Annotated in this window: 15 protein-coding genes, 2 tRNA genes and 1 riboswitch; of the genes, 12 read left to right on the top strand and 5 right to left on the bottom strand. The window is 27.8% G+C overall.

The window, feature by feature from the left end:
- The first annotated feature begins 109 nt into the window (after window positions 1-109).
- From lepA to ACWXVU_RS01265, 6 genes are all read left to right on the top strand, one after another.
- Window positions 110-1906 carry a translation elongation factor 4 gene (gene lepA / locus ACWXVU_RS01290; protein WP_456012003.1) on the top strand — a complete coding sequence of 599 codons (1797 nt, stop codon included), beginning with the start codon at window positions 110-112 and terminating at the stop codon, window positions 1904-1906.
- A 3-nt stretch (window positions 1907-1909) separates the two neighbouring features.
- On the top strand, window positions 1910-2836 hold the full coding sequence (locus ACWXVU_RS01285; RefSeq protein ID WP_456012002.1) for an MSC_0882 family membrane protein: 927 nt from the start codon (window positions 1910-1912) through the stop codon (window positions 2834-2836).
- Between the two features lie 6 nt (window positions 2837-2842).
- A complete protein-coding gene (locus tag ACWXVU_RS01280; protein WP_438340363.1) occupies window positions 2843-3067 on the top strand; it encodes a YneF family protein in 225 nt (74 codons plus the stop codon).
- A gap of 230 nt (window positions 3068-3297) precedes the next feature.
- On the top strand, window positions 3298-4350 hold the full coding sequence (gene adhP, locus ACWXVU_RS01275) for an alcohol dehydrogenase AdhP (RefSeq protein ID WP_438340362.1): 1053 nt from the start codon (window positions 3298-3300) through the stop codon (window positions 4348-4350).
- Between the two features lie 786 nt (window positions 4351-5136).
- Window positions 5137-5520, top strand: a complete 384-nt coding sequence (locus ACWXVU_RS01270) for a hypothetical protein (protein ID WP_456012001.1) — start codon at window positions 5137-5139, stop codon at window positions 5518-5520.
- 186 nt (window positions 5521-5706) lie between these two features.
- The gene (locus tag ACWXVU_RS01265; protein WP_456012000.1) at window positions 5707-5883 is read left to right on the top strand and encodes a hypothetical protein; all 177 of its coding nucleotides are present in this window, start codon (window positions 5707-5709) and stop codon (window positions 5881-5883) included.
- A 308-nt stretch (window positions 5884-6191) separates the two neighbouring features.
- Here the strand turns inward: ACWXVU_RS01265 and ACWXVU_RS01260 are convergent, their stop codons facing one another.
- The 3 genes from ACWXVU_RS01260 to ACWXVU_RS01250 form a co-directional block, all read right to left on the bottom strand.
- On the bottom strand, window positions 6192-7175 hold the full coding sequence (locus tag ACWXVU_RS01260; RefSeq protein WP_456012004.1) for a DUF559 domain-containing protein: 984 nt from the start codon (window positions 7173-7175) through the stop codon (window positions 6192-6194).
- Between the two features lie 108 nt (window positions 7176-7283).
- The gene (locus ACWXVU_RS01255; protein WP_456011999.1) at window positions 7284-9485 is read right to left on the bottom strand and encodes a DEAD/DEAH box helicase; all 2202 of its coding nucleotides are present in this window, start codon (window positions 9483-9485) and stop codon (window positions 7284-7286) included.
- A gap of 403 nt (window positions 9486-9888) precedes the next feature.
- Window positions 9889-10074: a hypothetical protein gene (locus ACWXVU_RS01250; protein ID WP_438340358.1), complete on the bottom strand. Its 186-nt coding sequence runs from the start codon at window positions 10072-10074 to the stop codon at window positions 9889-9891.
- Between the two features lie 719 nt (window positions 10075-10793).
- On the opposite strand from ACWXVU_RS01250, the gene ACWXVU_RS01245 reads away from it, so the two are divergent.
- Window positions 10794-10880 (top strand) — tRNA-Leu (locus ACWXVU_RS01245).
- A 3-nt stretch (window positions 10881-10883) separates the two neighbouring features.
- Window positions 10884-10959, top strand: a tRNA-Lys gene (locus ACWXVU_RS01240).
- Between the two features lie 51 nt (window positions 10960-11010).
- On the opposite strand, the gene ACWXVU_RS01235 is transcribed toward ACWXVU_RS01240, so the two are convergent.
- Window positions 11011-12351 carry an ABC transporter permease subunit gene (locus tag ACWXVU_RS01235; RefSeq protein WP_456011997.1) on the bottom strand — a complete coding sequence of 447 codons (1341 nt, stop codon included), beginning with the start codon at window positions 12349-12351 and terminating at the stop codon, window positions 11011-11013.
- Between the two features lie 310 nt (window positions 12352-12661).
- Entirely contained in the window at window positions 12662-13795 is a 1134-nt protein-coding gene (cypl, locus tag ACWXVU_RS01230) for an ABC transporter thiamine pyrophosphate-binding lipoprotein p37/Cypl (RefSeq protein ID WP_456011996.1), read from the bottom strand.
- Window positions 13796-13834: 39 nt separating this feature from the next.
- Window positions 13835-13925: riboswitch (TPP riboswitch) on the bottom strand.
- Between the two features lie 207 nt (window positions 13926-14132).
- Between cypl and ACWXVU_RS01225 the strand changes: the two genes are divergently transcribed.
- The 4 genes from ACWXVU_RS01225 to ACWXVU_RS01210 all read left to right on the top strand — a co-directional run bounded on the left by ACWXVU_RS01225 (window position 14133) and on the right by ACWXVU_RS01210 (window position 17696).
- On the top strand, window positions 14133-14468 hold the full coding sequence (locus tag ACWXVU_RS01225) for a hypothetical protein (protein WP_444704808.1): 336 nt from the start codon (window positions 14133-14135) through the stop codon (window positions 14466-14468).
- Window positions 14458-15801, top strand: coding sequence for a hypothetical protein (locus ACWXVU_RS01220; protein WP_456011995.1), 1344 nt, complete (start codon window positions 14458-14460; stop codon window positions 15799-15801). Before ACWXVU_RS01225 ends, ACWXVU_RS01220 begins: the two co-directional genes overlap by 11 nt.
- Window positions 15794-16762 carry a lactate/malate family dehydrogenase gene (locus tag ACWXVU_RS01215; protein ID WP_438340352.1) on the top strand — a complete coding sequence of 323 codons (969 nt, stop codon included), beginning with the start codon at window positions 15794-15796 and terminating at the stop codon, window positions 16760-16762. Before ACWXVU_RS01220 ends, ACWXVU_RS01215 begins: the two co-directional genes overlap by 8 nt.
- A gap of 190 nt (window positions 16763-16952) precedes the next feature.
- On the top strand, window positions 16953-17696 hold the full coding sequence (locus ACWXVU_RS01210; protein ID WP_456011993.1) for a phosphonate ABC transporter ATP-binding protein: 744 nt from the start codon (window positions 16953-16955) through the stop codon (window positions 17694-17696).
- The last annotated feature ends 142 nt before the right edge of the window (window positions 17697-17838 follow it).

Below are 17838 nucleotides of genomic sequence, written 5' to 3'. Positions count from 1 at the left end.
TGTATAATTAAACAAATTCAAAATATCGGTGGCTCATTTTTCACGCTAATTAATGATATCATTAGAAAAAAGTATTAAAAATCCATTTTAAACTTATAATTATAAAAATATGACGAATCCTAAAATTAGAAATTTTGCAATAATTGCACATATTGACCATGGAAAAAGTACATTAGCAGATCGTATTTTGGAACAAACTAATACAATTACAATGCGTGAATCAAAACCTCAAATTCTAGATTCGATGGATCTGGAGCAGGAAAGAGGAATTACTATTAAATTAAATGCTGTTCAGATTAAATATAAGGATTATATTTTTCATTTGATCGATACGCCTGGTCATGTTGATTTTACCTATGAAGTAAGTAGGAGTCTAGCAGCCTGTGAGGGGGCTATTTTATTAGTTGATGCAACACAAGGTATTCAAGCGCAAACATTAGCTAACGTTTATTTAGCCATTGAAAATAATCTTGAGATAATACCGGTTATAAACAAGATTGACTTAATTAGTTCAGAACCGGAAAGAGTTAAGAAAGAAATTGAAAGTATAATTGGCATTGATGCAAGTGATGCAATTTTAATTTCAGCTAAAACAGGAAAGAATATCGATAATGTTATTGAAGCAATTATTGAAAGAATACCTGCTCCCAAAGAAGCTGATCCCAACAAGCCTCTTAAAGGTTTGATATTTGATAGTTATTTTGATAATTATCGAGGGGTTGTTATCTATACGCGTATTTTTAATGGCGAAGTAAAACCAGGTGATACCATTTACTTTATGCAAACCAAAAAATCATATATGGTTACAGAATTAGGTGTTAAGAATCCTTATGAAGAAAAAAGAGATAAACTTTCTGCCGGTGAAGTTGGTTGGATCACTGCATCAATTAGGGATGTTAAGGATGTCGCTGTTGGTGACACTATAACTTTGTTAGATAATCCTGTCGATTATCCTCTTGCTGGATATAAAAAAATGAAGCCTGTTGTTTATACTGGATTTTTCCCCGTTGATAACAGGGATTATAACACCTTAAAGGACGCTTTAGAAAAAATTAGTCTTTCTGATTCTTCAATAATATGAGAACCCGAAACCTCAAAGGCCCTTGGATTTGGCTTTAGAATTGGTTTTCTTGGTCTATTACATATGGACGTTTTACAAGAAAGACTTGAAAGAGAATTTAATATTGATATATTAGCAACTGCCCCTTCTGTGGAATTTGTTGTTACTCTAACAAATGGTGAGGTTGAATATATTACCAATCCTTCATTATTTCCTGATCGTAGTTATATTAAAACTATTGAGGAACCATATATCCGAGCATCAATTATGTTAACTGAGGAATATATTGGGTCTATTATGGAACTTTGTCAATCAAAAAGAGGGAAGTATATTAATATTGAGTATTTAGATGAAAAAAGAAGACGTTTAATATATGAACTTCCACTAAATGAAACTATATTCGATTTTTTTGATCTAATGAAAAGCTACTCAAAAGGTTATGCTTCTTTTGATTATGAACATATTGGCTTAAGAGAAAGCGATCTTGTTAAGGTAGATATAATGTTGAATGGGGAAAAAATTGACGCTTTAGCGCTAATTGCTCATCGTGATTTCGCATACAATAAGAGTCGTGAATTAGCCGAAAAACTTAAGGAGGTAGTACCAAGAAAAAATTTTGAAATTCCGATTCAGGCGGCGATTGGTGGTAAAATTATCGCAAGAGAAACAATTAAGGCTTATCGTAAGGACGTAACTGCTAAACTTTATGGTGGAGATGTTACAAGACGCCAAAAATTGCTAAAGAAGCAAAAAGAGGGCAAAAAAAGAATGAAACAGATCGGTAGTGTTGAGGTGCCACAAGAAGCTTTTTTAGCAATCTTAAAAACAGATAACAATAAAAAATAGGTCATGAGAAAGGACTGCGCTTTTATGGAATTAAAACCAATTATAACCAATAGTTCTCAAAGTAGCGATGTAGTTGCAAAATATTCTGAAATGTTAACTGTTAATAATATGTCAGGTGCAGAAATCAAGACAAAATCATTAAGTTCCAACATTAAAAAAACTCTCGACCCTGAAGGATTAATACCAAATGGAATATATAAGGTTTTCAGAGCTGAAAAATCATTAAAAAAGTTTAGCATATCAGCTTATTTATTTGTATTTTTTTTGGCATTAATATCTTGCTTATTATTTGCATTTGCGCCCTCATTATTTTCTAGTTATCTAAGCCAAGATATTAAATTAGTCCCATGAGGGTGATATGTTTCTCCAATCCTATTTGGATTAATATCGTTAGTCTTACTTATTTTGGATGTAATAGACCTGAATGCACTATCTAAGTCTGTTGATGATTATCGTGAAAAAATAAAACAAGGAATTAGTTTTGCTCCACCTTTTATTGCCTCATTGTATGAAAAACTTATGAGAAGACAAGTTAGAATTACATGATTTGTTGTTGCGATTTTATTTTATGTGGGTTTATTTACTCTTGCCTTTTGAGGCCTTAAGGATGCTCAGTGATGAATTTTGAACTTTAAGGATTGAATACACAAGGCTTTTTCTGACCCAAATTTAGTTATTTATATTCTTTGTGGAATAATGCTTGGGGTTTTACTTTTATTTATTATTGGAACAATCCAAAGAAAAAAAAGAATGGTTGATATTCAAGTTTTTTTTGGTAGTGACGTGATGAGCAATACAGAACTATCAAAAATAAGAGCAGAAGCACATAAGTTTTGAGCTAAAATTTTTTTTATAAGTGTGTTAGTGCTTTTAGTTATACCTATTATAATTTTATTAATTGTTAAAAGAATTATGAAGAGAGGAAGATAAAATATTATGCCTGTATGAGGAATCGTTTTATTAGTAATTTTACCTATCATATTTGGAATTGCTGGTGCTATTTTAGCTATTTTTATAACAAAGAAAAAATTTGAAAAGCAATTAAAAGAAAACCCACCAATCAATGAAAAGATGATTAGAGTTATGTTTCAACAAATGGGTCGCAAGGCTTCTGAAGCGCAAATTAGAAGCGTAATGCGTTCGATGAAACAAGCAAAATAGAGTGTGCCAAATAATGAGCACATTCTATTTTTATTATTTATTCATGCGTTATGAAATTTTTGTGTTTAATATGCATTATCGATATTTATTATTAAATATTTTTTTGAATGCTATGAGTATAGCTACTAACAACAAGCACAATATCAAACCGACATTTTTAAAATATGATAAGTTAGAATATTATTGATATAATTTAAGTTAAATGTAAATAACTTTGGAGGTATATTAGAATGACAAAAATGAAAGCATTTGTTGTGAGGGGGCCAAAGGATTGATCGATAACAGAAGTGGCTATTCCTAAACCCAAATATAAGGAAGTATTAATAAAAATGGAAACAAGTGGAATATGCCATACTGATTTGCATGCAGCTAATGCTGATTGATTAGTAGATCCAAAATATCCACTCATTCCTGGACATGAAGGGATCGGAATTGTTAGTGAACTTGGAGAAGGATGTACAAGACTTAAAGTTGGTGATCGTGTTGGTTTGGCTTGGCTTCATGACACATGCGGCCATTGTGAGTTTTGTTTAACCGGAAGAGAAACTCTATGTCCTAACCAAAATATGACTGCTTATACAAAAGATGGCACATTTGCTGAATATGCTATTGGCCATGAGGATTATGTAGCAATTATTCCTGAAAAATTTGATATTGTTTCTGGCGCGCCAATTATTTGTGCTGGTGTTACAACATATAAGGCTTTAAAGAGAACTAACATTAAACCTAACAATTATGTAGCGGTTATAGGTGTTGGTGGATTAGGTCAACTTGCGATTCAATATGCAAATGCAATGGGATATAAGGCTATTGGAATAGATATTAGCGATGATAAGGTTGACTTAGCATTGAAGAGTAAGGCGGTTGCTGCCTTTAATTCACGAAAAGATCCTGATTTTATAAGTAAAATTATGCAGTTAACAAACGGTGGAGTTCATGCTGTTATCAACACTTCAGTGCATCCGACAGCAGCCGAACAAGGAATGGCAATATTACGGCGTGGTGGACGCCAAGTTTTGGTGGGATTGCCGGCCAAGGATGCTATGGGAAAGGTTGATATTAATGTTTCTATTTTTTGAACTGTTCTGTTAGAAAAAGAATTGGTTGGTTCAATTGTAGGAACTAGACAAGATCTTAAAGAAGCAATTGAATATGCAGCTGAGGGAAAGGTAAAATCAGAAGTTACAAAAATTGTTAAACTTGAAGATGTTGAAGAAATTTTTGAAAAACTTGAAAAAGGCGAATTTCTCGGAAGAGCAGTTATTGATTTTAGAACAAAATAATTTTTTAAAAATATACCAAGTAGAATAATATAAGTCTCTAATACTACTCAATTAATATGAGTAGTATTTTTAAAAAATGAATATAAATGTTAAATTGTAACAAAAATGATCCATCTATTATATATAGCAAAATGTTATCGGTGATTTTATTATGTGCGAAATAGAATTAAACTATTTTCACTTAAATCCTTACATAAAAAAATTCGGACCCTGAATATTTTTACCTCATTAAACTATATAAATTTTTATTCATTTTTTCTTCTATTATTTTCTTGATATATTCGCTGGAAATTTAATATTCTGTATTTATGAATACAAAATGTTTTTTAGAGAAGTAATTAAGATTTTTAGCCAATATTTTTCCCAGTACTCCGTTATCTTATAAATATTCTTTATTTACATTTTTAAAAAATAAATCATTTTTTAGCTCGACCGATCTTCTTCATCTTTCGAACTCTACTTTGTGACTTAAGCTGGCGTTTTTTCTATTATTCTGTATGAATTCGTAATCTCTCAGAATTGCAAAGCATATATCAATTTTTAGTTGTATTAATAAAAGGAATTTGTATTTGGTTTTATAAAATAAATTTCATTTAATTTTTTGTGATTTTGTAAAAAAATTCATATTGATCAAAACCTTAGGAATAAAAAGTCATTAATCATATGTCTATCAATTAAACACTTGTCAAATTGTTGCATACTTTTAATTTGTTTTAGTCTATCCTTGAAAGATATTTTTTGGTTTTATACCCATTCTTTTTCAAATCATTCATATAGTTTAGAAAAATGCTTGTATCAGTCAGTCTTTTGTCAATAATTTTAATACCGTGCTCATTTAGAAAAGGAGCAATATTTTTTATAACAGTAGATTTTTTGCTTGCTCCCATTCCTGAAAATGTAATTCTTAATGTTGTTCTCCTTGAAGTTGCAAAATATAGATATAATGAAATTGAAAAATGGATAATGTTTATGATCAAAGCATCGAAATTTGGAAAGCCAACACCAGAGAAAAACGCAAGGCATATTATGCTTTTTAAACATCATACAATTTACGAATCTTTAAAATCTAACGCCATTATTGTTGAAGCGGCTACTGATATTGAATTTAATGTTGCTAACAGTATAGCAGACACTAATTTATATTTAAAATTTGAGCCAAATTCTAAATAATTTATATTGAATATTTTTCCTAATATATTGTTGGTAAATGGGTTTGAAAAGTAAAATATTACAAAGAAAATTAAAAAATATAACGCAAATAATAGTGACGAATATAATGAACTTCTTGGCTCACTTATTTTGAAATTTTTCTTGATTTTTTTATTAATTAATATCGATATCAATATTGCTATATAAATGAATTATAGAATTCCATCAATGACTAAGCCATTTGCAAATGAAAAGAATGCGTATAAAATTGCATTGAGTATTTCGGTTAAATATACCGTTGTTTTTTTCTTTGCAAATCAATATATTGAAATAACTCCTAAAAATCCCGATAAGGCAACAAAAATATTTGTTATCTTTTTATAATGAGATCAGAGAGCTCCATATAAATGTTTTGGTGTCAATATTAAATATTGAAAAAATAAAAAGAGCCAGTACGGTTATGATAAAAAAAGAAATTTTAATTTTTCTTCTATTTTTAATAATTTGTTTCATTTATTTTAAAGGAGTAGGTGCTTAGATTGTTTAATATCTGTATATTGCGGTTAATAATTGTAGTTAAAAAATAATAATAAAAATACAAATACGCCTTAATTTAAGATGTATTTGTATTTTTTTATACTTAAACTGGGAAATAATTTTGAATATTTATATTGAACTTATTTGATTAGTTATTAGTCGAGTTTATTATTGGCTTTGAATAATTCATCATCTAATTTTTGAATTTTTCTTTCTTTTGCCATTTTGTTTAAAATATCAAGAACGTAATTTTTTTGTTGTAGGTTTGAAACTTGTGTTTTAATTCTATTTGATAATTCTCTACAGAAATCATCTAAGCTAATTGTAATATAAGAATTTTCTAATATTGTTATAAATAGATCACGCAATTCATATGGATGGATATCAAAAATTGATCTTTTTGTTTCTTTTGAAAAGCTTTCCCTAAATTTAAAATTGAAATCAGAGAAAGAAGGAACTATGAATAGGTATTCATCTTTGCTACCCAGTCCATATGCTAATTTGCTTGCTAACATTTTAACACCATTTGTTAAACGATCTTCGCGTAGTAATTTTTTAACGATACCTTCATAAGTTTTATAAGGCAATGCACCTGCAACTGAAAATAGTTGAGCAATAATAAGACTTCTTTCTCCTTGATATGATTTTAAAAATTTTAAACTATTCATTTCAATAAATTTATCTAGATCAGGAAATGCTGGGAAAGTTGCTTGTTCATTTTCATGTTCATTTAGTTCTATTGTGAATGATTTTATCATTTCTTCGTTGTCTTCTGATTCGTCAGTCGAATTAGTGTTGTTATATAATTCTTGCAATTTATTTAAAATAATGTTAACTTGTGCATCGGGGTTTTTGAATCAGTCGGTTGATCAAATTCTGTGAATATTTCAACCTCTTGCTTCTAACACTTCCTGTCTTAATCTATCACGATCACGTGTTGTTTTTGAAGAGTGATAGGTTGCTCCATCGCATTCTATTCCTAGAATATATTTGTTTGGATTATTTTTATGAACTACTGCTAAATCAATTCTAAATCCTGATGATCCGACTTGTGTTTTTAAAGTCAAACCTTGTTCAGTAAGTTTATCATAAACTTGTTGTTCGAAAAGTGATTCAACACCTCCGCTCGTTTCTTTTAAGTCTTCTAAGGCGTTTATTCCGAATTCAGCGTTTTTAATGAATTTTTCAAGAAGTTTAACCCCTCTTTGTTCACTTCTGAATCAATTAACTTCATGACTTTTGAATGATTATATAAGAATTAAACCTTTTTTGGCACGAGATATTGCAACATTAAGTCTTTTATATCCGGATTCGCTGTTATTTATTGCTCCAAAGTTTACACTAACTTCACCGTTTGCGTTCCTTTTATTATCTAGCAAGAATAATATGATATCTCTTTCATCACCTTGAACTGTTTCAATGTTTTTAACAAAAAATGCATCTTCTCTATCTTCATCAAAATAAAATTTTAAATGTGGATTATCATGAATAAATTTATCCATTTCTCTTTCAAATTGATTTAATACTTCAGCGTTAAACACAACAACACCGATTGAATATTTGTTTTGATACTTTTCAATAATGTCCTTTATTGTTTTCTTTGCTTCTTCAAATAATGTGTTTGTTTCGTCAATATATTTATTTGGTTTTGCGTAAAGGAATCTTAATCCTTCGATATCATTAGGTTGTTTAGAGTTAGGGAATGTTATTAAGTCTTTATAAATTTCTTTATTTGATGTATAAATTAATTCTTCAAATTTTGAACGATAGTGTCATTTTAGTCTAATTGAGTTAAGGCTAGCTTCAGCTAAATTTAAAAGTGAATCATAGCCATCTGAAAAGTTATCTGTTGAATCCTCGACTTCAAGAAAACCTTCTTCATTTTCTGCTGATGAAAAGAAGTTTGATGGAGGCATTTGTTCTTTATCTCCAACGACTATAGCTTGTTTAGCTCTAAATAATGAACTTATAGCACTTTCGGGTCTAATTTGAGATGCCTCGTCAAATATAACTGTATCGAATGTATAGTCAACATCTTTAAAGAAGTTACTTACTGTTAGAGGAGAAAGCATTAAACAAGGTTTTATATTTAAAATAAGTTCAAGCGCTTTTTCAAAAAACTTCTTAAAAGGCATAATGGCACGAGTTTTACTGCTTTCTTTTTTAAGCAACATATACTGGCTATTAGCAGCGGCGAAGAATAAACTAGATTTAATTCTTTTATCATTTTCTAAAATAATTTTATCTCTTGCCAAAGTATTAGCTTCTTTGTCTTTTTCTTTAAATACATTTACACATTGATTTAGTAAAACTGTATCTGCATTTGAAATTTCAGTTTGAATAATAGTTTCTGTTAGTTTTTCATAGAATTTTCTAAGATAAATGTTTTCAAAATTGCTATCTATATTGTTTGAAATAATGGCTTCAATGAAAGAACTTTGACCTAAATCGGCAAGCCTATTTTTTGCGCTAATGAAACTTATGTAGCTAGTTATTGAATCCATATTTGTCAATAATGTTATTGTTTTAGATAGAAAATCATCTAGTGATATTGTTTTAAAATTTACAATATTATTGTCGAATAAGGAACCAAAAAATTCAATATTTTCACATAGTGTGTTTAAATTATTTATATTTGTCTTTATTGATTCTTTGTTTTGATTATAAGTTTTTACATACGCATTGAATATTGTTAGGATATCATTATTATTTTGTTTAATAAACTCAAGACTGGTTAAAACTTCATTAACTTTATCAATATTGAAGTTGTCTAAATTTAGATTTATTTTGTTTATTAGTTCATTAAATTTTGTGTCCAATTCTTTTATTTTAGCGAATTTTTTAGCCTCATCAAGGATTCTTAATTTTCACAGATTTTCAGGTTCATATACATTTTGTTTTTTGAAATAACTTCTGTATTGTCTTCACGTTTTTGAAAAAACCCTAAAAGGGTTAAATTTGTTTTTGTTAAGTGTTGAATAAACTTCTATAGCATCATTAGTTTCAAAAAATTCTAAATTCTTTCAAATTTTAGATTGGGTTTCGTATTTAGTGGTTTTGTCATTGAACACACTAATAATTTCTTTTAAATTTATTATTTCTAAATCAATACCGCCATTTAAATAGTTTGAAATATCCTTGAAGTTATTATTTTCAATGAAGTTTGCAACAAATTTTATATTTAAAGTATGTTTAGAAAATTCATTATAAAAGTCGTTTGGTTGTGCAAAAATATTCAAGTTTTTGATTCAAGTAGCAATATTTTTTGAATGATCTTTTAAGAAAAATAGTTTTTCCTCAATCTCATCTTTTTCTTTAAATTTAATTGTATCCTTTAATAAACCGTACCATGGATGTTGTTTAAAATTAAAATCTATGTTCTTCAGTGAATGTTCAAATGACTGAATTGTATTCTTAATATTTTCAAAATCTTCACCATTAATAGACATTATATTATTAATACTGAATCTTATGTTTTGGAAGTCATTTAATGAAAAATATTTACCAATATATTCGTAAAGATTTTTGTATTGAGGTTCTCTTTTTCTTAATAAGATTTCTCCATATTTTTCTAAAACAGTTTTTATCGCTATTTCTTTTTAATTTCGGAGATATAGAATTAAAGTAATCTATTAATTGGTCTTCAATTTTACTAATTTCTGTTCAATGTTTTATATTCTTTATTTTAAAGCATATGGGATAATTTAATTGAGCAGTTTTAAAAGACCTTTCAACAAAAGACTTAAATTGCAAAACACTAGAAGTTTAAACTTTAAAGCCTAAAGATCGCAAATACTCAGTAATAGGTGTGTATGAAGACTCTTTTTCAAAAAGTTGTTCTCTTATCGGTCTTTATAATCCGTGGAATTCCTTGTGTTCTAAAAAGTTTTCAATCAGATTCATATAACCAATATTGGTTTTCTCTTTAGACATATGGACTGCTAAAAGCCTACCAGTGGCAGGATCAATAGCGTGGTAAGTATGAAAAGTTTCACCCAATCCCATTGTGTCTGGCGTAGCATCGATCTCAACGATCATACCTGGAGAAAGATTTTTCCAGGTATTTTTTATTACTGCATTTTTTCTATTGTTTTAAGATTCTCTAATCTGCTATTTATTGCATAATAAAATATTGTTTCTAAAACTTGCGTTATTTAAAATATTTTTTGTGTTTCTTTTAGCTTCTTTTCTAGTCGCCTTGTGCAAGTGCTCTGTTTCATAACCCCTTTTTAAGGTGCGTATGTAAAGAGTTTTTAAAGAGATTATTGAACCTTTTGTTCTATAATAAATTGCTATAGTAACATTTCTAGTTCTATCTCTGGGTTGATCAAAAACAAAAGAACTAAAATCTCTGATTTTTTCAATTTCATAATCTACAAGATCATCACTAAACTTTTGTCTATTTTTATTTCCTTTATTTTTGTGCGAGACATTAAATGTTCCGCTAAAATTTATAGATTTTTTAATTTTAGAAACTGTAAAACGGCTAACTTCGTGTTCTATGGCGATTTGGTTTATTTTTATTTTTTTTATTAGTTATATCGGTATAAATATCTTTTCTTTTTTTCTCAAAATCTGTTAAATTTTGGATTTCTATTTTTTTATATTTCCCGTTACCTCTTATAATTATTTTAAACTATAGGATGTTGAAAATAATTGAGAATTGCAATGTAACAAAATAATTGAGAATTTACAAAAATTAATTTTTTTTATTTTTTAAAAAATATATTATAATATTTAAGCATTAATCAATTAATGCCCAGGTGGCGGAATGGTAGACGCTACGGACTTAAAATCCGTTGGCTGTAATGGCCGTGCTGGTTCAAGTCCAGTTCTGGGCACCAGAAGCGCCCTTAGCTCAGAAGGTAGAGCAAATGGCTTTTAACCATTGGGTCAGAGGTTCGAATCCTCTAGGGCGTACCATTTCAGGTGACTGACATAAACAAATAAAAGACAGATTATCTGTCTTTTATTTTAATTTCTTTGTTTAATACTAAATCTTATGAAATATGAAGTGAAACTGATTAGCGCAATGATAATAAAACCTATTCACAAATAAGGCGAAACATCAGCTATATCTTTTGCTCTTGTTAGATTTGTTTTTTGGCCTAATAATGAAGAAGACAAAGAACCATAAATTATAAAATTTCTAGCTATTTTTTCTAGTTCTAGGCTAGCAAAGCTAATGAAATCTAGTCTAATTTTTGGGCGAATAAAATTTCTATATATCAAAAAATTAGAGAAGCCTAGTTTTTTTAATTCTTTTATTTTTTCTATACTAATGTTATTAATTGTCTGATATAAGTTTCTTGATATTGAAGATGCACTATGGATACCAAAAGCAAAAACAAATGATGCTGACAATTCTTCAAAAAGATTAGAAAGCATTAGAAATATGATAACAGCAGGTATTGCTCTTATTAATATATTTAAATACTTATAGAAGATACTCAAATGTTTTCCTACTATTGATTTAGACATTAATAGCATTCTAAAATATGAAATAAAATATGTTAAAATGAAGGTTAAGAATACAAGTGATGCAAATTGAATGATAATCCAAAAAATCCCATCTTCGCTAAAGCTAAAAATTATATCTTTTCAACTCCCCTTAAACATATTATTTAAAAAGCTAGTAGCTTCGGTCTCATAAAATTTTTCATGAGCTAAATCTTTTATAGCTATGCAAATTAGCACAAAGGTAAGTAAAATAAATAGTGAAATAAAAGTTTTTTTGATTATATTATTAGTTTGATATTTCTTAAAATTGATATTATCTTGTTTTCGAGATTCAAATAGGAATTTGTTAATATTTTCACTAATAATTTCCACTAAAAACAAGAAGGAAACTAGTATTAGCAAAGGTATTATTAGTTCTGTATAATTTATTGGCTGAATTTGAGGATTTATTAAAATTCCTATCCCTAAAAAACCAATATTAGCTAGTATTGCTGACCAACGTAAATTTGTTTCAAATGCATAGATGAAGTAACTTATGAATTTTTTTCTAAGTTGAGGTCATATTTCTGTTCAAAAAGCCTTTTGTCTTGAGTGCTGTGATTTTACCAAATGATAAAAAATACTAAAATTAGCATTCTCAATTATTTGTGAAAAATACTCATGCAATCAAAGTCATGTAAATCAACAAAAAATTAATGCTATCGCTAGTTTTTTATCAAAAGAAATTTTAAATAAATATACAAAAAACAATTCTGGAAAAATTCTTAAAGCAATTACTATAACTTTAGATGGAATAGCTATATATTTGCTATTGGTTTTAATATTAGAAAAATACGAAGTGAGAAATGCGAGCATGAATCCAATAATTGTACTTAGGAAAATTATTTTTATACTATTTCATAAAAACAAAAAAGAAATATAAAAGAGATTTTGTTTATATATATTGCTAAAACTACTTGGAGAAAAAAAATCTCTTAAATTTTTAATAAAGAGGTTAATACCTGATGGTGCAAAACTAAAATTAACAATATAGATTGAAGCTATAATTAATAAAATAATAAAAACAAAAAATGCTATTTTTCAAACTAGCCGATATGGTCCGTTTTTTAAAATAGTATTGCCTAATTTTAACTGTTCTTTAAAAATGTTTCTTTTTAATCACATATTAACTAAATATTTTATTATAAGGTTGTATTACTTCCTTATCAACATCATTAATTATTTTGTAGCCATTAAATCCTACGGTAGGACCATAATCATCTTCGTTATTTCTTCATAAGTCTATTATTATATTTTTTAAATAGTTTATTTGTTCCGTATTGAAATCATCTTTATTAACCACTACAACATTATACTTTAGTGGATCAGTGGCCGTTAAAAACTCAATTTTAACATTCCCATCATCAGGGGTGTAAAACTTGCCCCTTTTATTATTACGATAGGCAAACGAGGCCATTTCATCGAAAACAATATGATATTTTTTAAGTGAACCATTCGCTATATTTTTTGCTTCTCCTTGCGTATATTTTTCGATATTTTTTATTTTATCTTCAGCAAAAGAATTAAATTTATTGTTTTCTAGATTAAAATGCTTTTTGAATAATGCTTCTTGTAGAATATATTTTGAACCGCTGCTTTCCTTACCGGTCACAATACCAAAATTTCTAAAAGTATTTCAATCTTTATTGTCTCATGCTTTTTTAATTTGTTCTCTTTCTTCATTTGTGCCTTGAATCATTATAATGCCACGATAGTATTCAACTAATTCATTATTTTTTGCATAGAAATATTCGTATATATTTCCATTTCAACTATATTCTTCATCGGTTCATGCGGTATATGATTTTTTATTAAACAATTTTTGTAATTTAGCAGCAATAATTCTTAATTTGTCAGTGTTTGATCCATCTGAGTAGCTATCATTAAAATTTTTATCAAATTTAAATGCCCTAGTCATAGTTTGCAAGATAGGAACAATATTTTGGTCATTGTTTTTGATGAATAAAGGAGTCGTAATGATAGCAATGTTGCTTGTTTTTTTTCTAACAATACCAGCTATATCATTATTTGCTGAAACGTATCTTACTTTAATTGTTGCATCCTTATTTATTTTCTTTTTAAATTCAGATAAAATTTTGCTAAAAAATAGATGTTTTTTATTACCAAAAAAAGGCTCATTTATAACAAATTTTAATGTTAAATTAGCATCCTGCTTTGCACTGCACGCAATAGAAATAAAGGCAAATGTGGACATTAGAGTGCTTAGGCTTAGTATAAACGCTATTTTTTTATTTTTCATAAAACAAAAATCCCTTCAATTTAATTAAAAAGGGATGATGACCAAAAAATAAGAACTCACTACGCCAGTATTATCTGGATCAGCTAACGAGGGTATTTCTCAGCCTTAATGGGCACCCCTGTTCATAAATTTATGATTCAATTATAGTACTTTTTAGTTTGCAAAAAGGAAAAAACCTCTTTTTACTTATGTTGTAATTAATATTGGATTTAAGAGTAAGTTTTATAGATATGCTATTTTGCTTTGAAAATATAAAATATACTTTGGATATCATAATTATTTTTTGTTATTTAGCATATAATTTATATGCTACTAAGTACATTTAAAAGGGAAAAAGATGAGTTATTCAGTCGGTCAAATAATAAAGGCAAAAGTTTACAAAATTTCAAGCAAATTTATAACTCTTATAACCAAAACCAACCATGTTGGTTATTTAGGCATTTCTGAAGTTAGTGATTATTATATAAGTAATTTGAATTCATTTTTTAAGATTAATGACATTAAAGAACTAATAATTATTGATATAGCAGCAAATGGTGAACTTATTTTTTCATTTAAGCAAATTCATCCAAAGGAATTAAGAAATCCTTTTAGTTTTAAACTTGATAAAAATGGCGCTAAGTTTGATAAATTGCTTGATTTTACAAATAAAGGAATACATTATGGCGATTAGAAGTAAGATAGAATTTTTATCTGACCAGGTTATTGACTCTAAATTATTTAGTGGTAAATATAAGGATATTATTAACGATATTAATGATAAAATAAAATCCAAAGAAATTGAAGGATATAAAAATTTTGGTTTTTTTGAAATTGATAGAAATATCCAAAGGAGTGATTATTCAAAGATAAAAAAAATTGTCAAATTTTTTAATGATGAAAAAATCCAAACCTTTGTTGTCATTGCTCCACAACATATATGTATTCAATCAAAGAGTATAATAGGCCTAGCGAATTCCCGCTTAAGAAATAATTGTGGAATTGAGATTATGTATGTTGATGAAAGTTATGAAGGAATAGATATCTTAAACCTAATTCAATATTTAGAAAATAGGTCATTTGCAATTAATGTTATATCAAAAAATGGAGAGGATATTGAGAGCTTAATTGTTTTTAGAGAATTGGTTACATTACTTAATATACAGGTTGGCAGAAATAATGCAACCAATTATATTTTTATAACAACTAATAACAACTATGGAAAATTATTCAATCTTGTTCAAACAAAAAATTATAATCATTTAGTTTTATTAGATAATACCCCTGAAAGATATTTAAACTATTCAGCAGCAGTTTTATTACCACTTGCTTGTGCTAATATTGACATTGATGATTATATTGAAGGAGCAAAAGAAGCAAATGAATATTTTAGTAACACAAATTTAGAAAATAATAGTGCATATCGTTACGCTCTAGTTAGATATATATTTAATAAACAAGATCGCAATCATGAAGAGAAAGACATTTTTGCAATTGAGAATATTGTTTCGGGATCTAAAATTTATAAATGTTTAAATGATTTATTTGCTATGTATCTGGTTTCGTCTTCATATCGGAGTTATAAAGGGATACAGGTTAACACATTTATTCATCCTTCTGATACTAAAACGTTTGCTAATTTGTTTTATAATAAGCAAAGAAGAATGTTTAATACTCATATTTTGGTTCAAAATCCCATGTTTGACTTCAATATAGCTATTGTTAATGACAACGATGGCGATGAACTTAATTTTTTAATGAAGAAAACATTTAACAATGTAAATAAGGCATTATTGCAAGCAACTAAGGATTATTATCTAGGTATTCAAATACCTTTTATAGATATAGTTATTAGTGATTTAGAGGACAAAACATTGGGTTGAATTGTTTCCTTTATTCATCGTGCATCAATAATGAGTGCACATCTTATGAAAATAGATCCATTTGAAGAAACCGGATTAAAAACGTTTAATATCGTTATGGCTAAAAAAATTAACGAATTAATGGGGGGACAAAAAAATGACTAAAATAGGAATTATTGGCGTTGGGGCCGTTGGTTCGGCCTATTTATATGCTTCATTGAATAAATCGATTGAGGCTGATTATGTATTGGTTGATGCCTTTGTTGAATATGCAAAAGCACAAGCTAAAGATCTAAATGATGCTGCATGTTCGATGTTACAAAGCGGTTCAACATTTGTGGCTGGAACTTATCAAGATTTAGCAGATGCTGAGATCATTGTTATTACTGCATCGGTAAAACCGAAGGATGGAGTTTTAAAAGATCGACTTGAATTATTAACAGATAATGCTAAATTAATTGCTGAAATAGGAACAAAAATAAAGCAATCAGGTTTCAATGGTATTACTATTATTGCTTCAAACCCGGTTGATATTATGGCTTCAATATATCAACAAATCACAAAATTTGCTCCTGAAAGAGTTATATCATCTGGAACAATTCTTGAAACCGCTAGAATGAAAAAATTCCTGTCTGAAAAAATTAATGTTAAGGCAGGATCGATTACTGGATTTGTTATTGGAGAACACGGAGCAAGATGTTTAATTCCGTTTTCAAAAATAAGAATAGGACTTGGTTCATTAAAGGATTGATTAGCAAATAATACAATTTCGGAAGAATGATTACAAAAATTAAATCAAAAAGTTAAGGATGAAGCATTTGAAATTATTACTGGAAAAGGAATTACAAATTTTGGAATTGGTGAAAACCTAGCCGAAATTACGCAATCAATTTTAACTGATCGTCAAGCAATTTATTCATTAGGAGTTAAACTCCCACAAGAGTATGAAAATAGTGGTGTTTATTTTGGATTACCTGTAATTTTAGGAAGAAATGGTTATCGTCATTTACCAAAAATTAGATTAACAGATGATGAACAATCCATATTTGATTCATTTTCAAAGGAAATGAAGGAAACTGTTGTTGAAATTCTTAAAAATTTAGGTATAGAACCAGATTTTAAGTAATGATTAAAGCTATTGTTTAAACATGGAAATCTCTCTTTAATTGGGAGTTTTTTTATTTATTTCTTTTAAGTTTAATTTATTGAGAATTTATAATGGCAGGCCTATTTGTTAATATTAATATGATGTAAATTTATTTTTTGCATAATTGCGTTATATTAATATGTTAAAAATTACAATATAATATTAAAATATGAAGAAAATTCAATTTGAGCATTACTATGCCGCATATCCAAGATCAAAGATGAATATATTAAATGATATAAATTTGTTAATTAATCAAGGTGAAATGATTGCTATTATAGGAAGATCTGGTTCAGGAAAAACTACATTGTTTAATGCCATTCTAAAACAACTAAAAACTAGTCAAGGCAAACTTTTTATTAATGAATATGATATAGAGAACATTTCGAAACGACAATGAAAAAAAATAGTAAAGAGAGTTGGTTATCTTTCGCAAGAAACAAATCTTATTGAGTCGTTAAATGTGTATGAAAATATTTTGCATTTTTATTCAAAATATAAAAATGTGTTATTTTCCTTGTTAAAAATAATAACTAAATCACAAAAACAAGAAATTTATAATGTTCTCGACTCCTTAGGAATTTTAGATAAGATCTTTACAAAAATTTCTGATTTATCAGGTGGACAAAAACAACGTGTTGAAATAGCAAAAATTTTGCTAAGAGACGTTGATATTATTTTAGCTGACGAACCAACTAGTTCACTGGATATTAAGACATCAAAGGATATAATGTCAATTTTAAAAAATATCAACATGAAATATAACACAACAGTTTTAGTTAATATTCATGATTTAAATGTCCTTAGAAATAATTTTTCTAAATATATTTTTATTAATAATGGTCAAATAGTTAAAAACGGAGACCTTTATAATCTTTCTGAAAAAGAATTAGAACAGTTATATGATAGTTAGATATTAAGAGGTATGTTTATTACTTTTTTATTTTTTAAATTGTTGTTTAATGTAAAATTAAGTAAATATAAAATGGAAAGGTGACTTAATGGAAGTACAAAGTAGTGATCGAAGTAGTGCAAATATTGTGTTTTCACTAAGC

The sequence above is a fragment of the Mycoplasma sp. 2575 genome, from assembly GCF_053851635.1.
The sequence above is the reverse complement of the archived record's forward strand: the minus strand, read 5'-3'. Positions and strand labels throughout refer to the sequence as shown.